The sequence below is a fragment of the Clostridium sp. CMCC3677 genome (assembly GCF_023845585.1).
Classification (GTDB): domain Bacteria; phylum Bacillota; class Clostridia; order Clostridiales; family Clostridiaceae; genus Clostridium; species Clostridium aquiflavi.
On the sequence record NZ_JAMQHS010000002.1, the window covers coordinates 207,575 to 228,959 of the forward strand.

The window sequence follows — 21,385 nt, forward strand, 5'->3', positions numbered from 1 at the left end:
AGTATGAAAGACTTTAAAAAAAGTACTGTTTATCAAATATATCCTAAATCATTTAATGATTCAAATGGAGATGGAATAGGCGATTTAAATGGAGTAATAAACAAACTAGATTATTTAAAGGAATTAGGGATTGATTATATTTGGCTTACTCCTTTTTATGTATCACCACAAAAGGATAATGGTTATGACGTAGCTGATTATTATAATATAGACCCTTTGTTTGGAACCAATGAAGATTTTGATAAACTTGTTAAAGAAGCTAAAAAAAGAAATATTAATATAATGCTTGATATGGTATTTAACCATACTTCAACAGAGCATAAGTGGTTTAAGAGTGCTCTAAATGGAGAGGAAAAGTTTAAAGACTTCTATATATTTAAAGAAGGTAAAGAAGATAAACCACCAACTAATTGGCAATCAAAATTTGGAGGGAGTGCTTGGGAATATATAGATAAATTTGATGAATACTATTTGCATTTATTTGATAAGACACAAGGAGACTTAGATTGGACCAATTCAGAAGTTAAAAACGAAATATACAAAATAGTAAACCATTGGATAAACAAAGGTGTTAAAGGATTTAGATTTGATGTTATAAATTTAATTTCAAAACCAGAAAAATTTGAAGATGATACTATGGGCGATGGAAGAAGATTTTATACAGATGGTCCTAATATACATAAATATTTAAAGGAATTAAATAAAAATACTTTCGGTAAATATAACGATATAATAACAGTTGGAGAAATGTCCTCTACAACTATAGATAATTGTATTAAATATTCAAATCCGGATGAAAAAGAGTTATCTATGGTATTTAACTTTCATCATTTAAAAGTCGATTATGATAATGGTGATAAATGGACACTTATGAACTTTGATTTTAAATTACTAAAATCTATCTTCAAAGAATGGCAAGAAGGTATGGAACAAGGGAATGGTTGGAATGCAGTATTTTGGTGTAACCATGATCAGCCAAGAATAATTTCTAGATTTGGAAATACTGATAAATATCATAAAGAAAGTGGAAAAATGCTTGGAACTTGTATTCATATGATGAGAGGAACACCATATATTTATCAAGGTGAAGAATTTGGAATGACAAATCCTAATTTTAATTCAATAGATGAATATAGAGATATTGAATCTAAGAATTATTATGATATTTTAAAAGCAAATGGTGTTAATGAAGAAGAAATATATAAGATATTAGCATCAAAATCAAGAGACAATTCAAGAACCCCTATGCAATGGAATGATAAAAATAATAGTGGATTTTCAACTAGCGTACCTTGGATACCAGTAGGTAAATCTTATAAAGAAATAAATGCAGAAAATGCATTAAAAGATAGTGATTCTATATTCTATCATTATAAAAATCTTATAAAGATTAGAAAGGAATATGATGTTGTTTCAAATGGATCATTTAATATGATACTTGAAGAACATGAAAAAGTTTTAGCATATACTAGAGAATATAACAATGAGAAATTAATAGTTTTAAATAACTTTTATGCTGAAAAGACTGAGGTATTATTACCACATAATCTTTTATTTAAAAATTGTAGAATATTAATTTCAAATTATAAAGATAGTATAGATTTAAATGATAAAATTTTACTTAGACCATATGAATCTGTTGTTTATATTGTTGAGAATTAAGTATATATTATGTTAAAATGTTTATGGTGATAAATTATGGCGAGTAAATATTTTAATATATATAGTGAAATTGCAAATAAAATAGAAAATGGGATATTTAAAGCAAATGATGAAATTTCTTCAGAAAGTGATCTTATGAAAGAATATAAAGTTTCTAGAGATACTGCAAGAAAAGCATTAACTTTGCTTGAGGAAAATGGATATATACAAAAGATAAAAGGTAGACGGTCTTTTGTGTTAGATATAAATAAATTTGATTTTCCTGTATCAGGTGTAGTTAGTTTTAAAGAAATTGCAGATAAACTAGGACCAAATTCTAAAACTAAAGTTGAAGTTTTAGAATGTGTTCATCCAAATGAAAGTATTAGTAGAAAACTAGAATTAAGCTCTAAGGATAAGGTTTGGAAAATAATAAGATCTAGAAGCATCGCAGATGAAAGAATAATCTTAGATAAAGATTATTTAGTAAAAAAATATGTTGAAAATATCACTGAAGAAATATGTGAAGAATCTATTTATAAGTATATTGAAGATGAACTTGGATTAAAAATAGCTTATGCAAAAAAAGAAATAACTGTTCAATTTGCAACAGAAGAAGACAAAAAGTATTTAAATATGAAAAACTTTAATATGATTGTTGTTGTTAAAAGTTATACTTACTTAGATGATACAAGTCTGTTTCAATATACTGAGTCTAGACATAGACCAGATAAGTTTAAATTTGTAGATTTTGCAAGAAGACGTAAATAAAAATTATAATGATTTATTAAATAATTAAAAACTCTTAGGTGTTATTTTCAGAAATATAACCTAAGAGTTTTTAATTTGTATTTGTAAATATAATTTAGATTTGTTATTAGCAATTAAATTGGATATAATACATTTGAAGAAACTTATAAATGGGAATTAAATATCTAAATATACATGCAATATGTTATATTAGATTTACTTATAAAGTAGAGACTTACAAGGGGGTGCAAAATGTGAAAAGAATTAATATATTAAATGAAGATACAGCTAATAAAATTGCAGCAGGTGAAGTAGTAGAAAGACCTGCATCAGTAGTAAAGGAATTAGTCGAAAATGCTATAGATGCAAATTCTAAGAATATATTAATAGAAATAGAAGAGGGTGGAAGTTCTTTAATAAGAATTATTGATGATGGAGATGGCATTTATAAAGAGGATATAGAGAAAGCTTTTTTGCCACATGCCACAAGCAAGATAAAAGAGTCTGAAGATATATATAGTATTAACACATTAGGTTTTAGGGGGGAAGCTCTTCCATCTATTGCATCAGTAGCTAGAGTTAATTTAAAAACAAAACAAGAAACTGAAGAATGTGGATATGAAATTACAATAGAAGGTGGAAAATTTTCAGAAGTTACAGAATGTGGAGTTAATAAAGGAACTATAATGGAAGTAAGGGATTTATTTTTCAATGTTCCAGCAAGAAAAAAGTTTCTTAAAACAATATCTAAAGAATCATCTTTAATTAATGATATTATAACTAGAATAGCTTTATCTAACCCTAACATTAGTTTTAAACTATTTAATAATGGGAAAAAGATTGTTCATACATATGGTAATGGCAACATGAAAGATGTTATAAGAACTATATATGGTAAAAGTATAGTTGAAAATGTATTATATTTTGAAGATACATCTGATATTGCTACTATTTATGGTTACGTAGGAAAAGAGGATATCGCTAGAGGTTCTAGGAATAATCAAAGTATTTTTGTAAATAGCAGATATATAAAGAATAGAAGTTTAGGAATTGCAGTAGAGCAAGCATTTAAATCATTTTCTACTGTAAGTAAGTTTCCCTTCTTTATATTATTTATAGATATATACCCTGAATATATAGATGTGAATATTCATCCAACTAAATCAGAAGTAAAATTCAATGATGAACGTTTTATTTTTAAAAAGATATTTGGTGCTGTTCATACATCTTTAAAGGAAGAAGTTTTTAGTACATTTTCAATACCAGAAGAAGAAAACGAAGCTACTCGTAAGAATCCTAATTTAAATATTGAGGAAATAACATTTAAAATTGAAGAAGAACAAGAAAAAGTTAAGCTTAATACTAATCATTTGTCACAAAAGAACATATGTTCTATATACGAGGATAATAGCATAAATAATCATATTTATGATGAAAAATACAAAAAAGACACTGATATTCATAATAAGATTCCTTTAAATGTTAATATTCCAGTTGATTTAAAAAGTGATCACATTAAATTAGAAGATGATGCTAATAGTTGTTCTAATAAAGAAGTGATTTGTGACAATAATGAAGTAAATTATGAAACCTCTTATACATCTAACTCTAATAAGTATGAAGATAGCTGTAAAGGTGAGAAATATAAGGAAAGTAAATCAAAAACAGTAGGAACATCAGAATTATTAAAAGAAAAAATTCCAAAGTTTCCTGCTATAAAAATTATTGGTCAATATAATAAAACGTATATATTAGGGGAATATGCAGGAACTCTTTATATGATAGATCAACACGCAGCTCATGAAAAAATAATGTTTGAAAAGTATTTAAATGATATAAATTGTGGAGATATAATAATACAGCCCCTTATGATACCAACAGTAATTGATTTAAGCATGGATGATTACTCGTATTTTGAAGAAAACAAAGATATATTTAAAGAAGCTGGTTTTACTATTGAAGAATTTGGTGGCACATCTATAGCATTAAAAGAAGTACCTTATTTTCTAGGTAAGCTAAAACCTAAGAATTTGTTTTTAGAAATATTAGATAATCTTAAAAATTTAGGATCAGGTAAAACTACTGAAGTTAAATATAATGCTATAGCAACTAAAGCATGCAAATCAGCAGTAAAAGGAAATGATTCTTTAGATGAGTTAGAGATGGTTAAATTAATAGAAGAGTTACGGTATATAGATGATCCTTTCCATTGTCCTCACGGAAGACCAACTATTATTCAATTTACTAGTACAGATATAGATAAAAAATTTAGGAGGATTGTTTAAATAATGAAACAAAAGATTTTAGTTCTTGGAGGTCCTACAGCTGTTGGGAAAACAGAACTTTCAATAAAACTTGCAGAAAAATTAAATGGAGAGATACTATCAGCAGATTCAATGCAAATATATAAGAACATGGATATAGGTTCAGCTAAAGTTACAAAAGAAGAGATGAAAGATATAAATCATTATATGATAGATATTGTTTCTCCAGAAGAGGAATTTTCAGTTGCAGATTTTAAAAATATAGGTGAAAAAGCAATAAAAGAAATTATAGCTAAGGAAAAGCTTCCTATGATAGTTGGAGGAACAGGACTTTATATAAATTCTTTAACTTGTAATGTTACTTTTACAGAATCTGAAAAAGATGATGAGTATAGAGCTTATCTAGAATCACTTGCAGAAGCTAATGGTAATACCTATGTCCATGAAATGCTTAAAGAAATAGATGAAATAAGTTATAGAGAGATACATCCTAACAATAGAAAAAGAGTAATAAGAGCTCTTGAAGTTTATAAAATTACTGGAAAGCCATTTAGTTCATATAATGTAGGTGATGATTTTTATAAAACAGATTATGATGTATTTTATTATGTATTAACTATGGATAGAGAAAAGTTATATAATAGGATTAATAAGCGAGTAGAAATCATGATTGAAAATGGACTTATTGATGAATGCATAGAATTAAAAAAACTTGGATATACTTCTGATATGCAATCTATGCAAGGAATAGGATATAAAGAAATATTTTATTACTTAGATAAAAAAATTTCATTAGATGAAGCTATTAATTTGATAAAGCAGGGTTCAAGAAATTATGCTAAGAGACAATTAACTTGGTTTAGAAGAGATCCTAGATGTACTTTTTTAGATAAAGATGTATTGTCTGATGAGGAAATATTAAGCAAAATTGTTGATGACATAACAAATAACTAGGTTTATAATGGTATAAAGAGAATTAATAAAATGGAGGTAAATATGGTTTTATGAATAAGCAACAGAATAATCTACAAGACATATTTTTAAACAGTGCAAGAAAAAACAAAATACCTGTAACAATATATCTTTCAACTGGTTTTAAACTAAATGGAACTGTAAAAGGGTTTGACAGTTTTACTGTTATTTTAGATAGTGAGGGTAAACAAATGCTTATATATAAACATGCAATAACCACTGTAACTCCAGAAAAACCAATTTTATTTGTAGATAATGAAAACTAAAATAAATAGGCAATTATTTGCCTATTTATTTTTGAGGAAATATACTTGTAATACCTAGGAGGAGAATATACAAAAATGTTAAAGAAAACAGAAGAATTTTTAATTAATAATTACAATATTAGTGAAGAAGCATTTAAATTATATAAAAAAGCTTTAAAAGAGACTGAAGATATATTTGTACAGTACGATGAAATAAGAGAATTTAATCAACTTAAAGTATTAAAAGCCTTTCAAGAAGAAAGAATAAGTGAATCACATTTTACTAATACAACAGGATATGGTCTTGATGATTTTGGAAGAGATACTTTAGATAGAGTTTATGCTAGAATATTTAAAGCTGAAGCAGGTTTAGTTAGACCTAATTTCGTAAGCGGAACTCATGCTATTGGTGCTGCTATGATGGGAAATGTAAGACCTGGTGATAAAATACTTTGTGTTTCTGGAATGCCTTATGATACTCTTTTAGGAGTATTAGGACTTGCTGACAAAAAAACTAAAGGTTCATTAGATGAATACAATATAAAAACAGATGTTATTGAATTAGATGAGAATGGAAAATTTAAATTCGATAAAATTAAAGAGACATTAAAAAATGATAAAGCTATAAAACTAATACATATACAAAGAAGTACAGGATATGCTTCTAGAAAATCTTTCTTAGTTTCAGAAATTGAAGAAGTAATAAAATGCATAAAAGAAGTAAGAGAAGATGTTGTGATTTTTGTAGATAATTGCTACGGAGAATTTATTGAAGCTATTGAACCAACAGAAGTTGGAGCAGATCTTATGGCAGGATCTCTTATGAAAAACATAGGTGGAGGTATTGCTCCAGGTGGTGGATATATAGTTGGTAAAAAAGAATATGTTGAACAAGCCTCTTATAGATTCACTGTTCCAGGAATAGGGGGCGAGTATGGCGCAACTTATGGACTTATGAGAAGTTTATATCAAGGATTATTTTCAGCACCACACATTTCTATGGAAGCTGTAAAAACAGCAATATTTTGTGCTAAAACAATGGAACTTGCTGGCTTTAAGGGATTCCCAGCATCTACTGATAAGAGAACTGACATAATACAAGCTATAGAATTTGGTGATCCTAAAAAATTAATTCAATTTTGTAACGGAATTCAAGCAGCTTCACCAATTGATGCATTTGCTGTGTGTGAACCATGGGCAATGCCAGGATATGATAGTGAAATAATAATGGCAGCTGGCGCATTTATATCTGGATCAACAATTGAATTGTCTGCAGATGGTCCAATAAGAGAACCTTATATAGCTTATATGCAAGGTGGGTTAAACTTTGATCATGGTAAAATAGGAATCTTAATAGGATTAAGTAAAGTACTTGAAGTAAAATAACTAAAAATTTAATTAGTACTAAACATTAAAAAAGCTGAAATACTAAATTATAACTTAGTATTTCAGCTCATAACTTTTCAGCACTAATTAAAGCATAGTAATTAATTTAATTCACTAATTTAAATTTAATAAAGACTAAATTATATTGTTTTAAATTTAATTGATTAAGTTAGTAAGATCTAAATATTCCAACTAATTTACCTAAAACAGAACAATTATCAACTATTATCGGGTCCATAGAATCATTTTCAGGCTGTAATCTTATATGATCTTTTTCTTTAAAAAATCGTTTAATTGTTGCTTCTTCATCTATTAAAGCAACAACAATATCTCCATTTAATGCAGTCTTACAGCTTTCAATAATTGCTAAATCATTATCTCTTATGCCAGCATTAACCATACTTTCACCAGATACTCTTAACATAAATAATTCATTATCATGTTTTATATAATCAAGAGGTATCGGAAACGAGTCTTCTATATTTTCAGTTGCAAGTATCGGAATACCTGCAGTAATTTTACCAACTATAGGTATGTTTACCATTTCTTTTTTATCTCTATTATTTTTAACTATTTCTAATGCTCTTGGTTTCGTTGGATCTCTTCTAATTAATCCTTTTTTTTCTAATCTTTTTAAATGACCATGTACAGTAGATGTAGATCTTAATGAAACAGCTTCGCATATTTCTCTTACTGAAGGTGGATATCCCTTGTTTTCTATATATAATTTTAAAAATTCATAAATTTCCGTTTGTCTGTCCTTACTCTCGATCATTAATATTACACCTCTCTATCTTATTGTTATTATAACATAGGTTTTATAATATAACAAACTTATGTTCTGTATGTTTCAAAGATTAAAGTTAATATTTTATTTGATTTAAATTTATGGTTTTGATATAATAGAATGACAATTTCATTATAGAAATGAGGGTACTTAATAATGACAAATAAATATAATGATGATGATTATTGCGATATATATGAAAATAAAATATGTGATAATTGTGGTAAATGCTTAGAAATAGATGGTGTTGATATTAAAGCTATAAAAATAGAAGAAATTTCAAAAACTAAAGATGAAAATAAGATTTTAGAAGAAGAATTTTTTAATAACTTAAAATCATCTCTTGATGAAGATCAAATAGAAGAATTAGAACAAAATAATTTAAACTTAAAAGATATTTATTCTAAATTCATTGAATCTAAAGGATTAAATAGTGATGAATTTAAACTTACTGAAGAAACAGAATATGAAGATGCATTCGATCATATTGAATATTTAGATGATAATGAATTATTTAATGATGATAATATAGAAGAACTTACAGAAGAAGTATATCCTGGCGTAAGAAAATTCAAAAATAAAGCATAAAAAAATATATCCTTTTTTAACACAACTATTATTGAAATAGTTGTGAAAAAGAAAGATAATTTTTATGAAAAAATTAATTTTATTATTAGCAATATTGTTTATATAAGTCTATGAATAATAAAAACATGTAATAGCATTAAAAGTGCTGCAAGAGTATCACTTTAATAAATTGTTTGGAAATTTATTCATTTAAAATCGTACCGGATGAAATAGCTTTGTATTATGAGTTATTTCATCTTTTTATTTATATTAGTTTACATAATGTTTATTATGTTTAAAAAAATAGCGGTTTTAACGAATGTGAATATATTAAGTGTTTTTTGGCAAACTAAATTAGAAGATTAATTAGAAATGAGGTGTAAGATTTATGAAAAGAAAATCAATTTTAGCCTTACTATTGGCTACATTGCTATCATGTTCAATGTTTATAGGATGTGGATCTAATAATTCTGATGATTCTAAAACAAACATGAAAGAAGCAGGAGAAAATGTTAAAGAAGATGTTAAGGATTTAGGTAATAACGTTAAAGATGCAACAAAAGATGCTGGGGAAACCATAAAATATACAGCAATAAACTTTAAAGATGATGTAGTAAATGCTGGTAATGAACTTAAAGATGCAGTAAATGGAAGTAAAAAAGATTATTTTAGTGGAGCAGAAACTGACTACATGGTCGGAAATGATTATGTTAGAGTTTATGAATATGATGATTCTAATAAAATTGATGAAGATATAAAAAGGATATCTGATGATGGAATGAAAATAGAAGGGGCCACTGTAGATTACAAAACTAAACCTAATTATTATAAAAAAGGGAATACTTTGGTTGTATATGAAGGTAATGATCCAACCTATGTTGCTCAATTTAAAGAAACCTTAGGAAATCCTATAAGATAATAAATATAAATTACAGTATAAATATTATGTAAAGTAATTTACTTATATTTTTAAAATCTCTATTATTATATTTTTAGACTATAATAATAGAGATTTTTTATAAAGTAGGAGAGAATTCTTTATAATTTTGATAGTGGATTTGATTTTACGGCATCTCTTAATGTATCATCATCTACATGAGTGTAAATTTGAGTAGTGGAAATATTTTCATGGCCTAATATATTTTGAAGACTTCTTATATCCACATCTCCATACTTATACATAAGTGTAGCAGCAGTATGTCTCAATTTATGAGGAGTATATTTTTCATCTGTTAACCCTGCATTTTTTACATGTTTTTTAATCATTATCTCAACTGTTCTTTGATTTATTGGTTTATTGTGAGAAGATAAGAATAAAAACTTTTTGTATTCTGGCAAAGCTTTAGAATCATCCCTAACCACCATATAATTTTCAATTGCTTTTAAGCAAGCATCATTTAAATAAACTGTACGTTCTTTATTACCTTTACCTATAATAGTTAAAATATCATTTCTAATTTTTTCAATTAATATTCCACACAATTCTGAAAGACGCATTCCACAATTTAAAAATAAAGTTAATATACAATAATCTCGAGCGTAATTTTTATCATTTTTATCTAAAGATCCAAGTAAATGTATGCTTTGATCTAATGTAAGATATACAGGGTGTCGTTTATTTATCTTAGGGGATTCTAGCTCTGTTGTAGGGTTGTCCACAATTATTTTAGCTTTTCCTTGTAAAAACTTAAAAAAAGATTTTAAAGTAGCAACTTTTCTAGCTCTTGCATAAGCGCTATTATTTCTATATTTTTCAATGAAAGACATAAAGGCATATAGATCTCTAAGCTTTATACCTTTTAAAAAATCATCATCAATATCTCTAATATCTATTTCTTCGAATTCTATATTTTTATCTTTAATAAGTCCTCGATATAATTTCATGAATTTAAAAAAGATAGTTAAATCTTTTTTGTATGCAGCAATTGTATTTGTAGATTTATTTTTTATGGTTTCTAAGTAATTTAAAAAATCTATTACCGAATTAGGTAAGTCGTTGTTTTGAAAAAAATCAATATCATAATTCATATATTTTATCACCATCATTTATTATAATTTAAATCTATTTTCATAAGATTTAAATATATTATACCAATAAATGAATTTTTAATCAATTATTTCGGGAAATGTATATTTCCCGAAATAAAATTAAGCGATTTTTAGCATTAAAATTGATTTATTTGAAATTTTAATCTTGGTTTTAGATTTAATGCTTATTAAAATATAAATTTAATTTTGCAATTTAATTATCCATCTAACTTAAATTATTAACCAATAAGCTAAATTATATACTTTTAATTTTATGGATATTTATCAGTCTTGTATTTTCATTTAGATAAGAATTATTATCCATGAATAATTTTATTCCTTAAATTGTAAAAATAATTAAATTTTTAATGATTGTTATTTAGTAAACTAATCACTAGAATTCTCTTTGATTTTCCTTAAAATATAAAGTTTTACACATATTATAATATTGAATTTGTATCAAAAATTGAATTTGAATTTTCCTTTATTCTAGGAATTACACTTTTTGTTGTTTTTCAAATTCTATTTTAAAAATAGAAGTAGAATGAAAAATTGGACAAAAATACAATATAATATATAATATATATGTATTTACTTAGAATTTTTTATATAAAATTAATAGGTAGATGAATTAAATAAAAATTGATAGATATGGTCTAATGATTTTTATTCAGTAATATTTTATTTATATAACAGGAGGAAAAAATTATGGCAAAAGAAAGTAAAACTAATGCTATGAGAATTTTAGACAGCAGTAAAATAGAATATACCACTTATAACTATCAAAATAAAGATGGAAAAATAGATGGTGTAGCTGTTGCTCATAAAATAAATAAGGATGAAAATGAAGTTTTTAAAACTTTGGTCACTCAAGGACATTCTAAAGAATTTTATGTATATGTTATTCCAGTTGCACAAGAATTAGATATGAAAAAAGCTGCAAAAGCCGCATCTGAAAAAAGTATTGAAATGATACATGTTAAAGATATTAATAAAATTACAGGATATATAAGAGGAGGATGCTCTCCTATCGGAATGAAGAAAGCATTTAAAACTTTTATTCATAATACCGCTTTGAATTGTGGAACAATAGTATTTAGTGGTGGTAAAATTGGATCTCAAATTGAAATGAATCCAAAACAATTAGAAAATATACTGAATTGTACATTTATAGATTTAATTAAATAAATTATATTAATAGATAAGATGATCCTGTTAATTATATATTGATAATTATCAATATTTGAGGTTTATTGTGTTTATTTAATGTAAATCTATTATAAAAATGCCATTTTCACGATTATAGAACACATGTTCTGTAGCTATGAAAATGGCACCTTTATAAAAAATCGACAAAATGATTATTGTGGAACTGTAATTTTTTTTACACATATCTATCTTTTGACCACATGCTAAAAAAAATCTACTAAGCAATTAAATAATCTTTTATTGTTTTATGAGTACTTATAGAATCTTTTAGATTATTATATTACCAAAAATAATAATAAACTGCATTAAGATAAATATCTATTAATCCTAATACAGTTTATATAACAACTCTACTTTCCTACTCTACAACTTCTCCTACTAAAGAAAATGACTTAGCTTCAATTATTTTCACATTAACAAGCTTTCCTATCATTTCTTTACAACCATCAAAGTTTACAAGCTTAGCATTTCTTGTTCTACCAGTTAATTTGTTTTCATTGTTCTTACTAGTTCCTTCAACTAAAACTTCATATATCTTTCCTTCTGCTGCCTTGTTTCCAGCAACAATACCTTCATTAACAGTTGCCACAAGTCTATTGAATCTATCATGTTTAATATCATCAGGAATTTGATTTTCCATCTTATCCGCTGGTGTATGATTTCTTCTTGAGTATATGAATGTAAATGCAGCATCATATTTAACTTCTTTTACTAAATTAAGTGTTTCTTGAAAATCTTCTTCAGTTTCTCCAGGAAATCCAACTATTATATCTGTTGAGAATGTTACATCTGGAATTTCTTTTCTTATTTTTTTAGCTAATTCTAAATACTGTTCTTTATTATAATGTCTATTCATTTTTTGTAATATTTCATTACTACCACTTTGTACAGGTAAATGTATTTGCTCACAAAGTTTATCACAATCTCTTATGGCATAAACTACATCTAAAGTTAAATCTTTAGGGTGAGATGTCATAAATCTTAATCTCTCAAGTCCATCTATTTCATTAATTCTTCTTAAAAGCTGTGCAAAAGTAATTTCTTCTTCAAGACCTTTACCATAAGAGTTTACATTTTGTCCAAGTAGAGTAATTTCTTTATATCCATTAGACACTAATTCTTTTATTTCCTTTTCTATATCTTCTGGCTTTCTACTTCTTTCTCTTCCCCTAACATAAGGAACTACACAATATGTACAAAAATTATTACATCCATACATTATAGTAACAAAAGCTTTTACGTCACTTTTTCTGTCTATTGGAACACCTTCTACAATTTCAGTTTCTTTATCAAAAATCTCTTTAACTTGAACTCCTTCAACTTGAACTCTATGCAAATATTCTGGGAACTTGTATGCATTATGAGTTCCAAATATGATGTCAACATAAGGGAATCTACTTAAAATTTCATCTGCCATCCCCTTTTGTTGCATCATACAACCACATAAAGCTATTATTAAATTAGGATTTTTCTCTTTTTGATTTTTTAGTCTGCCAAGATTTCCAAAAACTTTATTTTCTGCATTTTCTCTTACACAACAAGTATTGAAAATTACAATTGAAGCTTCATCTCTATTTTCTGTTTCTTCATATCCTTGAGATTTAAGCATTCCTGAAAGTTTCTCAGAATCTTCTTCATTCATTTGGCACCCCCAAGTTTCAATAAAGAAGAATTCTTTTTTATCTATTTTATTTGTCTTTAAAGCGTCTATATTAAAATTCATTAGTATTCCTCCAAGTTTAAAAAATTATACCTCTGTATTATAACAAATAATTATATTAATTAAAAGACCATGATCTAATATATGATTCTTTAATCAAATACTTAATTAATTACCACTTAATCCTTCCATAGTATAAAAATTTCCACAATACATTGTTTCTATATTTATATCTGTATTTGAAATTGGAATAAAAGTATTTTTTTCTAGTCCTTCTTCAGTAATAATATAAACTTTCAATGTTATATTATCTACGTAGCAGTCATATCTAGTCATTTTCTTATGTTCATATTTAACTGTATTAAGAAAATCTAATTGACTTTTAAAATCACTTTTTCTTCCATAAACTATTTTCTCATGGTTTTTCCAAATTAATTTGTTATCCACTAAAATCATCCCCCATAAATTTAAAAATTGTTTGCATTTTTTATTTATAACCTATTGCTCCATGTTGTTATTTTTCCGTATTCTTCGAACCCCATTTTTTTATACAAATTAAAAGCTTTATAATTATTCACATCAACATTTATTGTAACCTGTGAAATATGTTTTTTGTAGCATAAATATATTAAATATTTTATAAGCATTTCGCCATACCCTTTATTTCTATATTCATCTAGTATACCAACATTAACTATTGTATAAAGGTCTTTTTTTGAAATAACTTGTCCATAGCCTATCGTTACATTTCCAATCATTATAAAAACGCATAAATCATTTATATAATAATCCTCCTCTTCTTCTAGCTTTATATCGTAAGGAACTAAGGGAATTCTATCATTATCTTTAAACACAGAATTCTGAATAAAACATCTTAAACCTTCATCTTCTCTTTTAGTGAAAATTTTAAAGTTTATATTTTTCTTAAAATCAAATTTACAATTGGATGTCCTTATTTTCATTAAAGATGTAGCTCTTATTGGACTGAATTTTAATTTAGTCATTATATCATAAGTTATGTTGCTATCTGCTACGTCAAAATTTAAAGTTTTATTTTTAAACATATTAATTAATTCTTTTGAAATAAGATTAATATAAGCTTCACTTGCATATAAAGATAAAATTTTTATAACTTCTGTTATTGGATATTGAATCCATAAATAACCTATATATTTGTTGTCATATTTAAATAACCTAATTTCTCTTCTTTTCATATACTTAGCAATAAATGATTGCTCATTATATAATTCAAAAAAATCTTTATTATTAATATACTTATCATTAGCTTCTTCTTGTAGTATTTTAAAGTATTTTAGATTTTTTAATGATAACTTTTCTATTATAAACATAAAACTCCTCACTTCTAATAAATAAAGTATAGTATTAAAAAAATACTTAGTCAATTAAGTACCGTTAGTTAACAGAAGTTAATTTTTTTAAGTTAATTTTTTCAAAGTAAAAAGAACCCCTATATAAATTATATTGAGGTTCTTTTTATTTATACATATTTTGTTAAATATCTTTTATGCTTAAGCTTACTCTTTTATTTTCTTCATCAACTTCTAATATCTTTGCCTTGACTTCTTCGCCAACACTAAGTACTTCTGATGGATGTGATATTCTATTAAATGAAATTTTCGAAATATGAACTAATCCATCAACTCCAGGTTCTAATTCTACAAAAGCACCAAAATCATTTATTCTTACAACTTTACCTAAAACTATTGAACCTTCTGGATACTTTTCTTTTACATTTTCCCATGGTTTTGGAAGTAACTCTTTTCTACTTAAAGATAATTTCTTATTTTCTTTATCTATAGCTATAATCTTAACTTCAAGCATTTCACCTTTTTTCAATATATCTTCTATATTTTTAACATGATTCCATGAAATTTGAGATAAATGTAATAACCCATCTATTCCATTAACATCTAAAAATGCACCAAAATTAGTAAATCTCTTAACTTCAGCTTTAATTACATCCCCAACATTTAAACTTTCCCAAATTTTCTCTTCTTCTGTTTCCTTAAGAACTTCTAATAAAACTCTTCTAGATGCAATAACTTTTTTATGTTCTTCAGCAGAATAATCAATTAATTTAACTTCTAATACTTGATTAATATATTTAGATTTATCTTTAGTAAATCTAACATCTATTTGAGAAGCTGGAATAAATATTCTTATTCCTTTATAATAAGCAACTAGTCCATTTTCTGAAGCCTCTTTAATTTTAACTTCAAAAGTTTTGCTTTCATTAAATAATATATCAAGTTCTTTATAGGCCTCTTCTTTTTCATATTCAAGTCTTGATAAAACAACATATCCATCAGAATTTTGTAATTTTATAACTTTAGATTTTATACTATCACCTATATTAAGACTTTCTACCATACTCTCAATATCTTCATTTGAAGTTAATTCATTGAAAGGAATAACCCCATCTATTTTATATCCTACAAGTGAAACTATAATAGTGTCTCTTGTTTTTAAAAGTATTTCTCCTTCTACCTCATCACCAATCACAAACTTTCTATCAAGTTGATTCATTAATGATAATTGATCATCGTTTTTAATATTTTCTGTATTACTCATAATTCCAATTACCTCCTTAATAATCCAATCTGGTGTAGACGCACCAGCTGTAATTCCTACTTTATTTATATTATTATTTATAAAATCTTTAGGTAACTCATTAACATTTTCTATGTGTATAGTATTATCACAATTTTGTTTAGCAATTTGATATAGCTTAGTTGTATTAGAGCTATTTTTCCCACCAATTACGACCATAGTTTCTACTTCTTTTGATAATTTATTAGTACTTCTTTGTCTCACATCTGTAGCTGCACATATGGTGTTAAAAGCTAAAACTTCTTTAGCCTGTGCAGAAATATTTTTGATTAAAGTTTCCCAATTAGCTGCTTTTTCTGTTGTTTGTGATACTACACATACCTTAGCAGGTACATCCCCTTCAATTTTACCATTTTTAGAAATTATAGCTTTATTATTGCACCAACCATTAATTCCTATTACTTCTGGATGGTTAGCGTCACCAAGTATTACTATATTATATCCTAATTTATAATATTTATTTACCTTTTTTTGTATCTTAGTTACAAACGGACAAGTAGCATCCTTAACGTTTAACTTATTTTCTTGCAAAAGTTTTAGTATTTCTTCTGATACTCCATGAGATCTTATAACAATAACATCATCTTTATTTAAAGTATCTATATTTTCTAAGTTTATAGAATAGATATTATTCTTTTCTAAAAATTTTACAACATCATTATTATGTATCAATGGACCTAAAGTATATATTCTTCTGCCCTCTTGTTTTTGTATTTTTATAGCTTCATCAACTGCTCTTTTTACTCCAAAACAAAAACCAGCATTTTGTGCTAAAATTACTTCTCTCATTAGTGTATTCTCCTAAAGCTTTAAATATTTTAAATTGACTTTCTGATATAAGAATTAATTTTTTCTGTGACCTCAGATATATTTAAACCAGTAGTGTCTATTTCAATAGCATCATCAGCTTTTCTTAATGGGTCTATTTCTCTATGAGTATCTTTGTAATCTCTATCTATAATATCCTTTAAGATATTATCATATGAACATTCAATATTTCTATTCTTAAGTTCTTTAAATCTTCTATTTGCTCTTTCTTCAGGTGTAGCAGTTAAGAAAAATTTAAAATTAGCATCTTTAAGTACAACTGTGCCAATATCCCTTCCGTCCATTATAACATCAAATTTACTTGACATGTATCTTTGAAGTTTAACCAATTTACTTCTTACTTCAGATATAGATGCATAAGATGATACTATACTACTTATTTCTGGTAGAGTTATTTTATCTTGAATATTTTCATTATTCAAAATTAAATCATCATCTTCAAAATGCATTTCCATAGTATCTATTAATGAACATATCTTTTCTATATTATTTTCAGATATATTATTTTCTTTACATTTTAATGCTACAGCTCTATACATAGCACCAGTATTTATATACATAAGATTAAACTCTTTACCTACTAATTTTGCTATTGTACTTTTTCCAGCACCTGCTGGACCATCTATTGCTACTGCTATTTTCAAAACTTACTCCTCTTTTCTAAAAATCTTAAATTAGTTTAAAAACCTTTAATAAGATTATATAATTTTTTATTACTTCAAACAAGAAGATATTTAGTTCTTATTCAATATGACTTCCAGCAATTACTCCAGTTGCAAATGCAATTTGTACATTATAACCACCAGTAAAAGCATCTACATCCATAACTTCACCACAAAAAGAAAGATTATCTATAATCTTAGATCTCATAGTAGATGGATCAATTTCTTTAACATCTATTCCGCCTTTTGTTACAATTCCTTCAGCAAGTGGTCTTAGCCCATTTAGATCGAATGAAAAATCTTTAAGAAGGTTAACTAAATTTCTTCTTTCTTCTTTGGTGATTTCATTAACTTTCTTTTCTTCAGGTATATTAGACATTTCTATTATCATTGGAATTAGTTTTTGTGGTAATAATTCATTTAATGAATTTTTAAAATCTTTATTTAAGTATTTATTAAAATCTCTTTGTATTCTTTTATCTAATTCACCTAAGTTTAATGATGGTTTAAGATCTATATGTAATTTATAGTTTTTGTTATTCTCTATAAATCTACTTCCACTTAAAATAAGTGGACCTGATACACCAAAATGTGTAAATAACATTTCACCAAAATTTTTATATACAACTTTCTTATCATTTTCTTTTATTGTAACTTCTACATTTTTTAATGATAATCCCATAAGCTCTTTAGTTTTTGCATCTTTTACAACCATAGGTACAAGTGCTGGCTTTAATGGAATTACTTTATGTCCTAATTTTTTAGAAAATTCTTGTCCTTCACCTCTTGAACCAGTAAGAGGATAAGAAGCTCCACCAGTTGCTATAATATAATGATCTGCTTTTAAAATCTCGTCATTATTTATTTCAATACCAGTTATGTTGTTATCCTTATATTTTATATCAGTAACCTTTGAATTTAATTTTATTTTAACATCTGTTCTACTTAATGCATTTGATAAACCCCTAATTATATCAGAAGATTTATCAGATTCAGGAAATACTCTATCTCCACGTTCTACTTTTAATTTAATTCCTTCATTAGAAAAGAAATTTATAGTATCTTCATTAGTAAATGTATATAATGCACTATATAAAAAATGCGGGTTACCAGGTATGTAATCAAAAAATTCAGAAATATCCTTAGCATTTGTAACATTACATCTACCCTTACCAGTAATAAACAGCTTTTTTCCTAGTCTTTCATTACCATCTAATAACGTTACTTTATGTTCTTTTGCAGCTGTTATTGCAGCCATCATTCCTGCTGGGCCTGCTCCAATAACAATAACTTTGCTCATTAAAAAATCAGCTCCTTAATTAAATAATATTTATAAATATCTTATTATAGTATTAATATTGTTAATTTAATTCAAAATTTGTCTAACTTCAATTATACAATATATCATGAATTTAATATATAGCTATAATTAACCACTGTTTTAGTCATGTATATATTCAAATCTATATTTTTGTTTTATATCTGGATATTTTTCTTTATCAACTTTGCTCATAAACATATCATAAGGCCTAATAAAAGTTTTAAAATCTCCATATAGCGCTTTATATACTACGAACTTTTCCCTTGTCTCACTATGAATTGCCATATCAATAACTTCATATTCTTTTCCTTTAAAGTGTCTGTATATTCCAATTTTAAATTCTCTCATTATAATTCTCCTTACAAATATTAAATATAATAGAAATACTTTCTAATATACATATATTTTTTAGTTCTACTTAATGATAATTCCAAGTATTTTAGATAATTCTAAAGCTTGAAGAGGTGATACTATAACATCCTTCAGCTCTTTTCCCGTCAATATAATTGATGATATATCACTATTAGTAAAATCTATTCCTTTTAGAAGGGTATTGGTAAATTCACCGAATATTAAATTAGAACTATTAAAAGCTACTTTGTTAAAATTACATTCTAAGAAAATTCCACTTTCCATATTACATTCATCAAAATTTATTAATTTCATCTTTGAATATGAAAAATTCGAATACTTACATAAACATTCTTTAAAAAGTACATTTTGCATATTAGATCCACCAAAATTACTTCCTGTTAATTTGCAATTTTTAAATTCCACTCTGTGTATGCTTCCATCAGAAAAATCTATATTAGATAGATCACAATTTTCAAATATAACGTCTAGCAAACTTATATTTCTAAAAGAACATTCATTAAATATAACATTTACAAACCTACATCCGTTTATTTCTACTCTTTCTTCATTTGTATAATCTAATTTACAATCCTGAATCAGATTATTTGAAAGATCTTTCTTATTAATTAGTTCATCTTCAATATTTATATCATTCTCTAGGCAGCTTAATAACTTAGGTTCTAATAACTTATTTAAAATAGACATGTTGTTTCCTCATTTTTCTATAAAGTTTTATTTTTATACTTATATTATCATATTTCTAATATAAGTATAAAACTTTGTATATTATTTATTATAATTTTACATAAAAAACAAATAAGGTAAAGTATTTTTTACCCTACCCTATTTGTTTTCGTATTATATAATTATTTAACGTTAAATCTATGTAACTTTTCTTTTAATATATTTACAACTATACATATAAAACTTATTATTATCATAACTGGTAAGGTATTTCCTACTACTATATTTATTTGCATAAACATTCTATAAATAATAAAACCAATTATCCATATAATTAAATTTAACACATTAAGTTTTGAATTTAATTCTCTGTTTTTTAGTATAAAGTAATCTGTTATAACTATTGCTATCATTGGTGCAAATACAGAACCTATTAAATATAAAAAGTTTTCAAACTGCTCTATTGGAGTAAACATAGCAATTAATATTCCAATTATACAAACAATAACAGATATATGCTTTGTGCTGATTTTTTCACTTATGTTTGTACAACTAACACCTGCTGAATAAACATCTAAAAAGGTTGTTGTCACAGTTGACATTAGAACGATTATCATAGCTATAATTCCAAGTCCCGCTTGCATAAGAATTTGTGCAATATCTGAAGTTCCTGCATATAAGCTTCCACCTAGACCTATTATATACATCCACACACTACCAAAAAAATAGCTTAAAACACTTATAGGTGTTATTAATTTACTATCTTTTATATTTCTAGTGTAATCAGCTATAAGTGGTAACCATGAAAGTGGCATTGCAACTGATAATTCAACTGCCATTCCAAAACTTAAACTATTATCATATAATTCAATACTTGTTCCTTTAAAAATAACTATTCCAAGAATAAGTGTTAAAATAAAAAGTCCACCAACAGCAATAACATTTAGATTGCCAAGATTTTCAAAGCCTATTAATATCCATATAATAATTAATATTCCTATTAAAATACACCATAATGCTTTATTTTCAAATCCAAATAAACTATTAGATACTGCATTTAATACATTTGCTGCACCAATAATCATTATAGCTGTCCATCCAACTAACTGTAAAATATTTAATGAAGAAAAAATATAAGAACCATGTTTCCCAAAAGATATTCTAGATGATTCCATTGAAGATAAACCACTATTAGTTCCTATAAGTCCTGCAAAATATAAAAGTGTACATCCTATAAGATGTCCTAAAAGTATTGCTAAAATACCTTTTTTTAGGCCAAGTGGGGCTATTAAACCACCTGTTAGTATTTCTGCAATGGATACAGAGGCTCCAAACCATAATAAGCCATTGTTTAATAAAGTTTTTTTCTTGTTCATAACAAATTCCTCCTAAAAAT

General features: G+C 25.9%; 20 protein-coding genes. 9 read left to right on the top strand and 11 right to left on the bottom strand.

The window, feature by feature from the left end; translation table 11 throughout:
* Nucleotides 1–3 precede the first annotated feature (3 nt).
* From treC to NG901_RS02970, 6 genes are all read left to right on the top strand, one after another.
* On the top strand, nucleotides 4–1,662 hold the full coding sequence (treC, locus tag NG901_RS02945; protein ID WP_252212256.1) for an alpha,alpha-phosphotrehalase: 1,659 nt from the start codon (nucleotides 4–6) through the stop codon (nucleotides 1,660–1,662).
* Nucleotides 1,663–1,698: 36 nt separating this feature from the next.
* Nucleotides 1,699–2,412: a trehalose operon repressor gene (gene treR / locus NG901_RS02950; protein ID WP_252212257.1), complete on the top strand. Its 714-nt coding sequence runs from the start codon at nucleotides 1,699–1,701 to the stop codon at nucleotides 2,410–2,412.
* A 233-nt stretch (nucleotides 2,413–2,645) separates the two neighbouring features.
* A complete protein-coding gene (gene mutL / locus NG901_RS02955) occupies nucleotides 2,646–4,676 on the top strand; it encodes a DNA mismatch repair endonuclease MutL (protein WP_252212258.1) in 2,031 nt (676 codons plus the stop codon).
* 3 nt (nucleotides 4,677–4,679) lie between these two features.
* Nucleotides 4,680–5,609 (top strand): tRNA (adenosine(37)-N6)-dimethylallyltransferase MiaA, encoded by a 930-nt coding sequence (gene miaA / locus NG901_RS02960; RefSeq protein WP_252212259.1) that lies wholly within the window; start codon nucleotides 4,680–4,682, stop codon nucleotides 5,607–5,609.
* A 50-nt stretch (nucleotides 5,610–5,659) separates the two neighbouring features.
* A complete protein-coding gene (gene hfq, locus NG901_RS02965) occupies nucleotides 5,660–5,893 on the top strand; it encodes an RNA chaperone Hfq (RefSeq protein WP_252212260.1) in 234 nt (77 codons plus the stop codon).
* 75 nt (nucleotides 5,894–5,968) lie between these two features.
* Nucleotides 5,969–7,258 carry a methionine gamma-lyase family protein gene (locus NG901_RS02970; RefSeq protein ID WP_252212261.1) on the top strand — a complete coding sequence of 430 codons (1,290 nt, stop codon included), beginning with the start codon at nucleotides 5,969–5,971 and terminating at the stop codon, nucleotides 7,256–7,258.
* A gap of 169 nt (nucleotides 7,259–7,427) precedes the next feature.
* Here NG901_RS02970 and lexA read toward each other — a convergent pair whose 3' ends face one another.
* Nucleotides 7,428–8,033 (bottom strand): transcriptional repressor LexA, encoded by a 606-nt coding sequence (gene lexA, locus NG901_RS02975; RefSeq protein WP_252212262.1) that lies wholly within the window; start codon nucleotides 8,031–8,033, stop codon nucleotides 7,428–7,430.
* Between the two features lie 168 nt (nucleotides 8,034–8,201).
* Here lexA and NG901_RS02980 point away from each other — a divergent pair, with 168 nt between their 5' ends.
* Both NG901_RS02980 and NG901_RS02985 read left to right on the top strand, forming a co-directional pair.
* Nucleotides 8,202–8,633: a hypothetical protein gene (locus NG901_RS02980; protein ID WP_252212263.1), complete on the top strand. Its 432-nt coding sequence runs from the start codon at nucleotides 8,202–8,204 to the stop codon at nucleotides 8,631–8,633.
* A gap of 367 nt (nucleotides 8,634–9,000) precedes the next feature.
* A complete protein-coding gene (locus NG901_RS02985) occupies nucleotides 9,001–9,531 on the top strand; it encodes a YtxH domain-containing protein (protein ID WP_252212264.1) in 531 nt (176 codons plus the stop codon).
* 119 nt (nucleotides 9,532–9,650) lie between these two features.
* On the opposite strand, the gene NG901_RS02990 is transcribed toward NG901_RS02985, so the two are convergent.
* Entirely contained in the window at nucleotides 9,651–10,640 is a 990-nt protein-coding gene (locus NG901_RS02990; protein WP_252212265.1) for a tyrosine recombinase XerC, read from the bottom strand.
* Between the two features lie 708 nt (nucleotides 10,641–11,348).
* On the opposite strand from NG901_RS02990, the gene ybaK reads away from it, so the two are divergent.
* A complete protein-coding gene (gene ybaK / locus NG901_RS02995; RefSeq protein WP_252212266.1) occupies nucleotides 11,349–11,828 on the top strand; it encodes a Cys-tRNA(Pro) deacylase in 480 nt (159 codons plus the stop codon).
* A gap of 379 nt (nucleotides 11,829–12,207) precedes the next feature.
* On the opposite strand, the gene miaB is transcribed toward ybaK, so the two are convergent.
* From miaB to cytX, 9 genes are all read right to left on the bottom strand, one after another.
* Nucleotides 12,208–13,572 carry a tRNA (N6-isopentenyl adenosine(37)-C2)-methylthiotransferase MiaB gene (gene miaB / locus NG901_RS03000; protein WP_252212267.1) on the bottom strand — a complete coding sequence of 455 codons (1,365 nt, stop codon included), beginning with the start codon at nucleotides 13,570–13,572 and terminating at the stop codon, nucleotides 12,208–12,210.
* A 105-nt stretch (nucleotides 13,573–13,677) separates the two neighbouring features.
* Nucleotides 13,678–13,965, bottom strand: coding sequence for a hypothetical protein (locus NG901_RS03005; RefSeq protein ID WP_252212268.1), 288 nt, complete (start codon nucleotides 13,963–13,965; stop codon nucleotides 13,678–13,680).
* 35 nt (nucleotides 13,966–14,000) lie between these two features.
* A complete protein-coding gene (locus NG901_RS03010) occupies nucleotides 14,001–14,858 on the bottom strand; it encodes a GNAT family N-acetyltransferase (RefSeq protein ID WP_252212269.1) in 858 nt (285 codons plus the stop codon).
* 163 nt (nucleotides 14,859–15,021) lie between these two features.
* Nucleotides 15,022–16,929, bottom strand: a complete 1,908-nt coding sequence (locus tag NG901_RS03015; RefSeq protein ID WP_252212270.1) for a bifunctional 4-hydroxy-3-methylbut-2-enyl diphosphate reductase/30S ribosomal protein S1 — start codon at nucleotides 16,927–16,929, stop codon at nucleotides 15,022–15,024.
* Nucleotides 16,930–16,958: 29 nt separating this feature from the next.
* Nucleotides 16,959–17,612, bottom strand: coding sequence for a (d)CMP kinase (gene cmk, locus NG901_RS03020; RefSeq protein ID WP_252212271.1), 654 nt, complete (start codon nucleotides 17,610–17,612; stop codon nucleotides 16,959–16,961).
* Nucleotides 17,613–17,709: 97 nt separating this feature from the next.
* On the bottom strand, nucleotides 17,710–18,930 hold the full coding sequence (locus NG901_RS03025; RefSeq protein WP_252212272.1) for a BaiN/RdsA family NAD(P)/FAD-dependent oxidoreductase: 1,221 nt from the start codon (nucleotides 18,928–18,930) through the stop codon (nucleotides 17,710–17,712).
* 141 nt (nucleotides 18,931–19,071) lie between these two features.
* Nucleotides 19,072–19,299 carry a DUF1653 domain-containing protein gene (locus NG901_RS03030; RefSeq protein WP_252212273.1) on the bottom strand — a complete coding sequence of 76 codons (228 nt, stop codon included), beginning with the start codon at nucleotides 19,297–19,299 and terminating at the stop codon, nucleotides 19,072–19,074.
* 66 nt (nucleotides 19,300–19,365) lie between these two features.
* Nucleotides 19,366–20,010, bottom strand: a complete 645-nt coding sequence (locus NG901_RS03035; RefSeq protein ID WP_252212274.1) for a pentapeptide repeat-containing protein — start codon at nucleotides 20,008–20,010, stop codon at nucleotides 19,366–19,368.
* A gap of 161 nt (nucleotides 20,011–20,171) precedes the next feature.
* On the bottom strand, nucleotides 20,172–21,365 hold the full coding sequence (gene cytX, locus NG901_RS03040; protein ID WP_252212275.1) for a putative hydroxymethylpyrimidine transporter CytX: 1,194 nt from the start codon (nucleotides 21,363–21,365) through the stop codon (nucleotides 20,172–20,174).
* Between the last annotated feature and the right edge of the window lie 20 nt (nucleotides 21,366–21,385).

Excerpts from the sequence above, each read along its gene's own strand:
- treC (WP_252212256.1), top strand. The coding sequence starts at position 4 with ATGAAAGACTTTAAAAAAAGTACTGTTTATCAAATATATCCTAAATCA.
- treR (WP_252212257.1), top strand. The coding sequence starts at position 1,699 with ATGGCGAGTAAATATTTTAATATATATAGTGAAATTGCAAATAAAATA.
- miaA (WP_252212259.1), top strand. The coding sequence starts at position 4,680 with ATGAAACAAAAGATTTTAGTTCTTGGAGGTCCTACAGCTGTTGGGAAA.
- hfq (WP_252212260.1), top strand. The coding sequence starts at position 5,660 with ATGAATAAGCAACAGAATAATCTACAAGACATATTTTTAAACAGTGCA.
- NG901_RS02970 (WP_252212261.1), top strand. The coding sequence starts at position 5,969 with ATGTTAAAGAAAACAGAAGAATTTTTAATTAATAATTACAATATTAGT.
- lexA (WP_252212262.1), bottom strand. The coding sequence starts at position 8,033 with ATGATCGAGAGTAAGGACAGACAAACGGAAATTTATGAATTTTTAAAA.
- NG901_RS02980 (WP_252212263.1), top strand. The coding sequence starts at position 8,202 with ATGACAAATAAATATAATGATGATGATTATTGCGATATATATGAAAAT.
- NG901_RS02985 (WP_252212264.1), top strand. The coding sequence starts at position 9,001 with ATGAAAAGAAAATCAATTTTAGCCTTACTATTGGCTACATTGCTATCA.
- NG901_RS02990 (WP_252212265.1), bottom strand. The coding sequence starts at position 10,640 with ATGAATTATGATATTGATTTTTTTCAAAACAACGACTTACCTAATTCG.
- ybaK (WP_252212266.1), top strand. The coding sequence starts at position 11,349 with ATGGCAAAAGAAAGTAAAACTAATGCTATGAGAATTTTAGACAGCAGT.
- miaB (WP_252212267.1), bottom strand. The coding sequence starts at position 13,572 with ATGAATTTTAATATAGACGCTTTAAAGACAAATAAAATAGATAAAAAA.
- NG901_RS03005 (WP_252212268.1), bottom strand. The coding sequence starts at position 13,965 with ATGATTTTAGTGGATAACAAATTAATTTGGAAAAACCATGAGAAAATA.
- NG901_RS03010 (WP_252212269.1), bottom strand. The coding sequence starts at position 14,858 with ATGTTTATAATAGAAAAGTTATCATTAAAAAATCTAAAATACTTTAAA.
- NG901_RS03015 (WP_252212270.1), bottom strand. The coding sequence starts at position 16,929 with ATGAGAGAAGTAATTTTAGCACAAAATGCTGGTTTTTGTTTTGGAGTA.
- NG901_RS03025 (WP_252212272.1), bottom strand. The coding sequence starts at position 18,930 with ATGAGCAAAGTTATTGTTATTGGAGCAGGCCCAGCAGGAATGATGGCT.
- NG901_RS03030 (WP_252212273.1), bottom strand. The coding sequence starts at position 19,299 with ATGAGAGAATTTAAAATTGGAATATACAGACACTTTAAAGGAAAAGAA.
- NG901_RS03035 (WP_252212274.1), bottom strand. The coding sequence starts at position 20,010 with ATGTCTATTTTAAATAAGTTATTAGAACCTAAGTTATTAAGCTGCCTA.
- cytX (WP_252212275.1), bottom strand. The coding sequence starts at position 21,365 with ATGAACAAGAAAAAAACTTTATTAAACAATGGCTTATTATGGTTTGGA.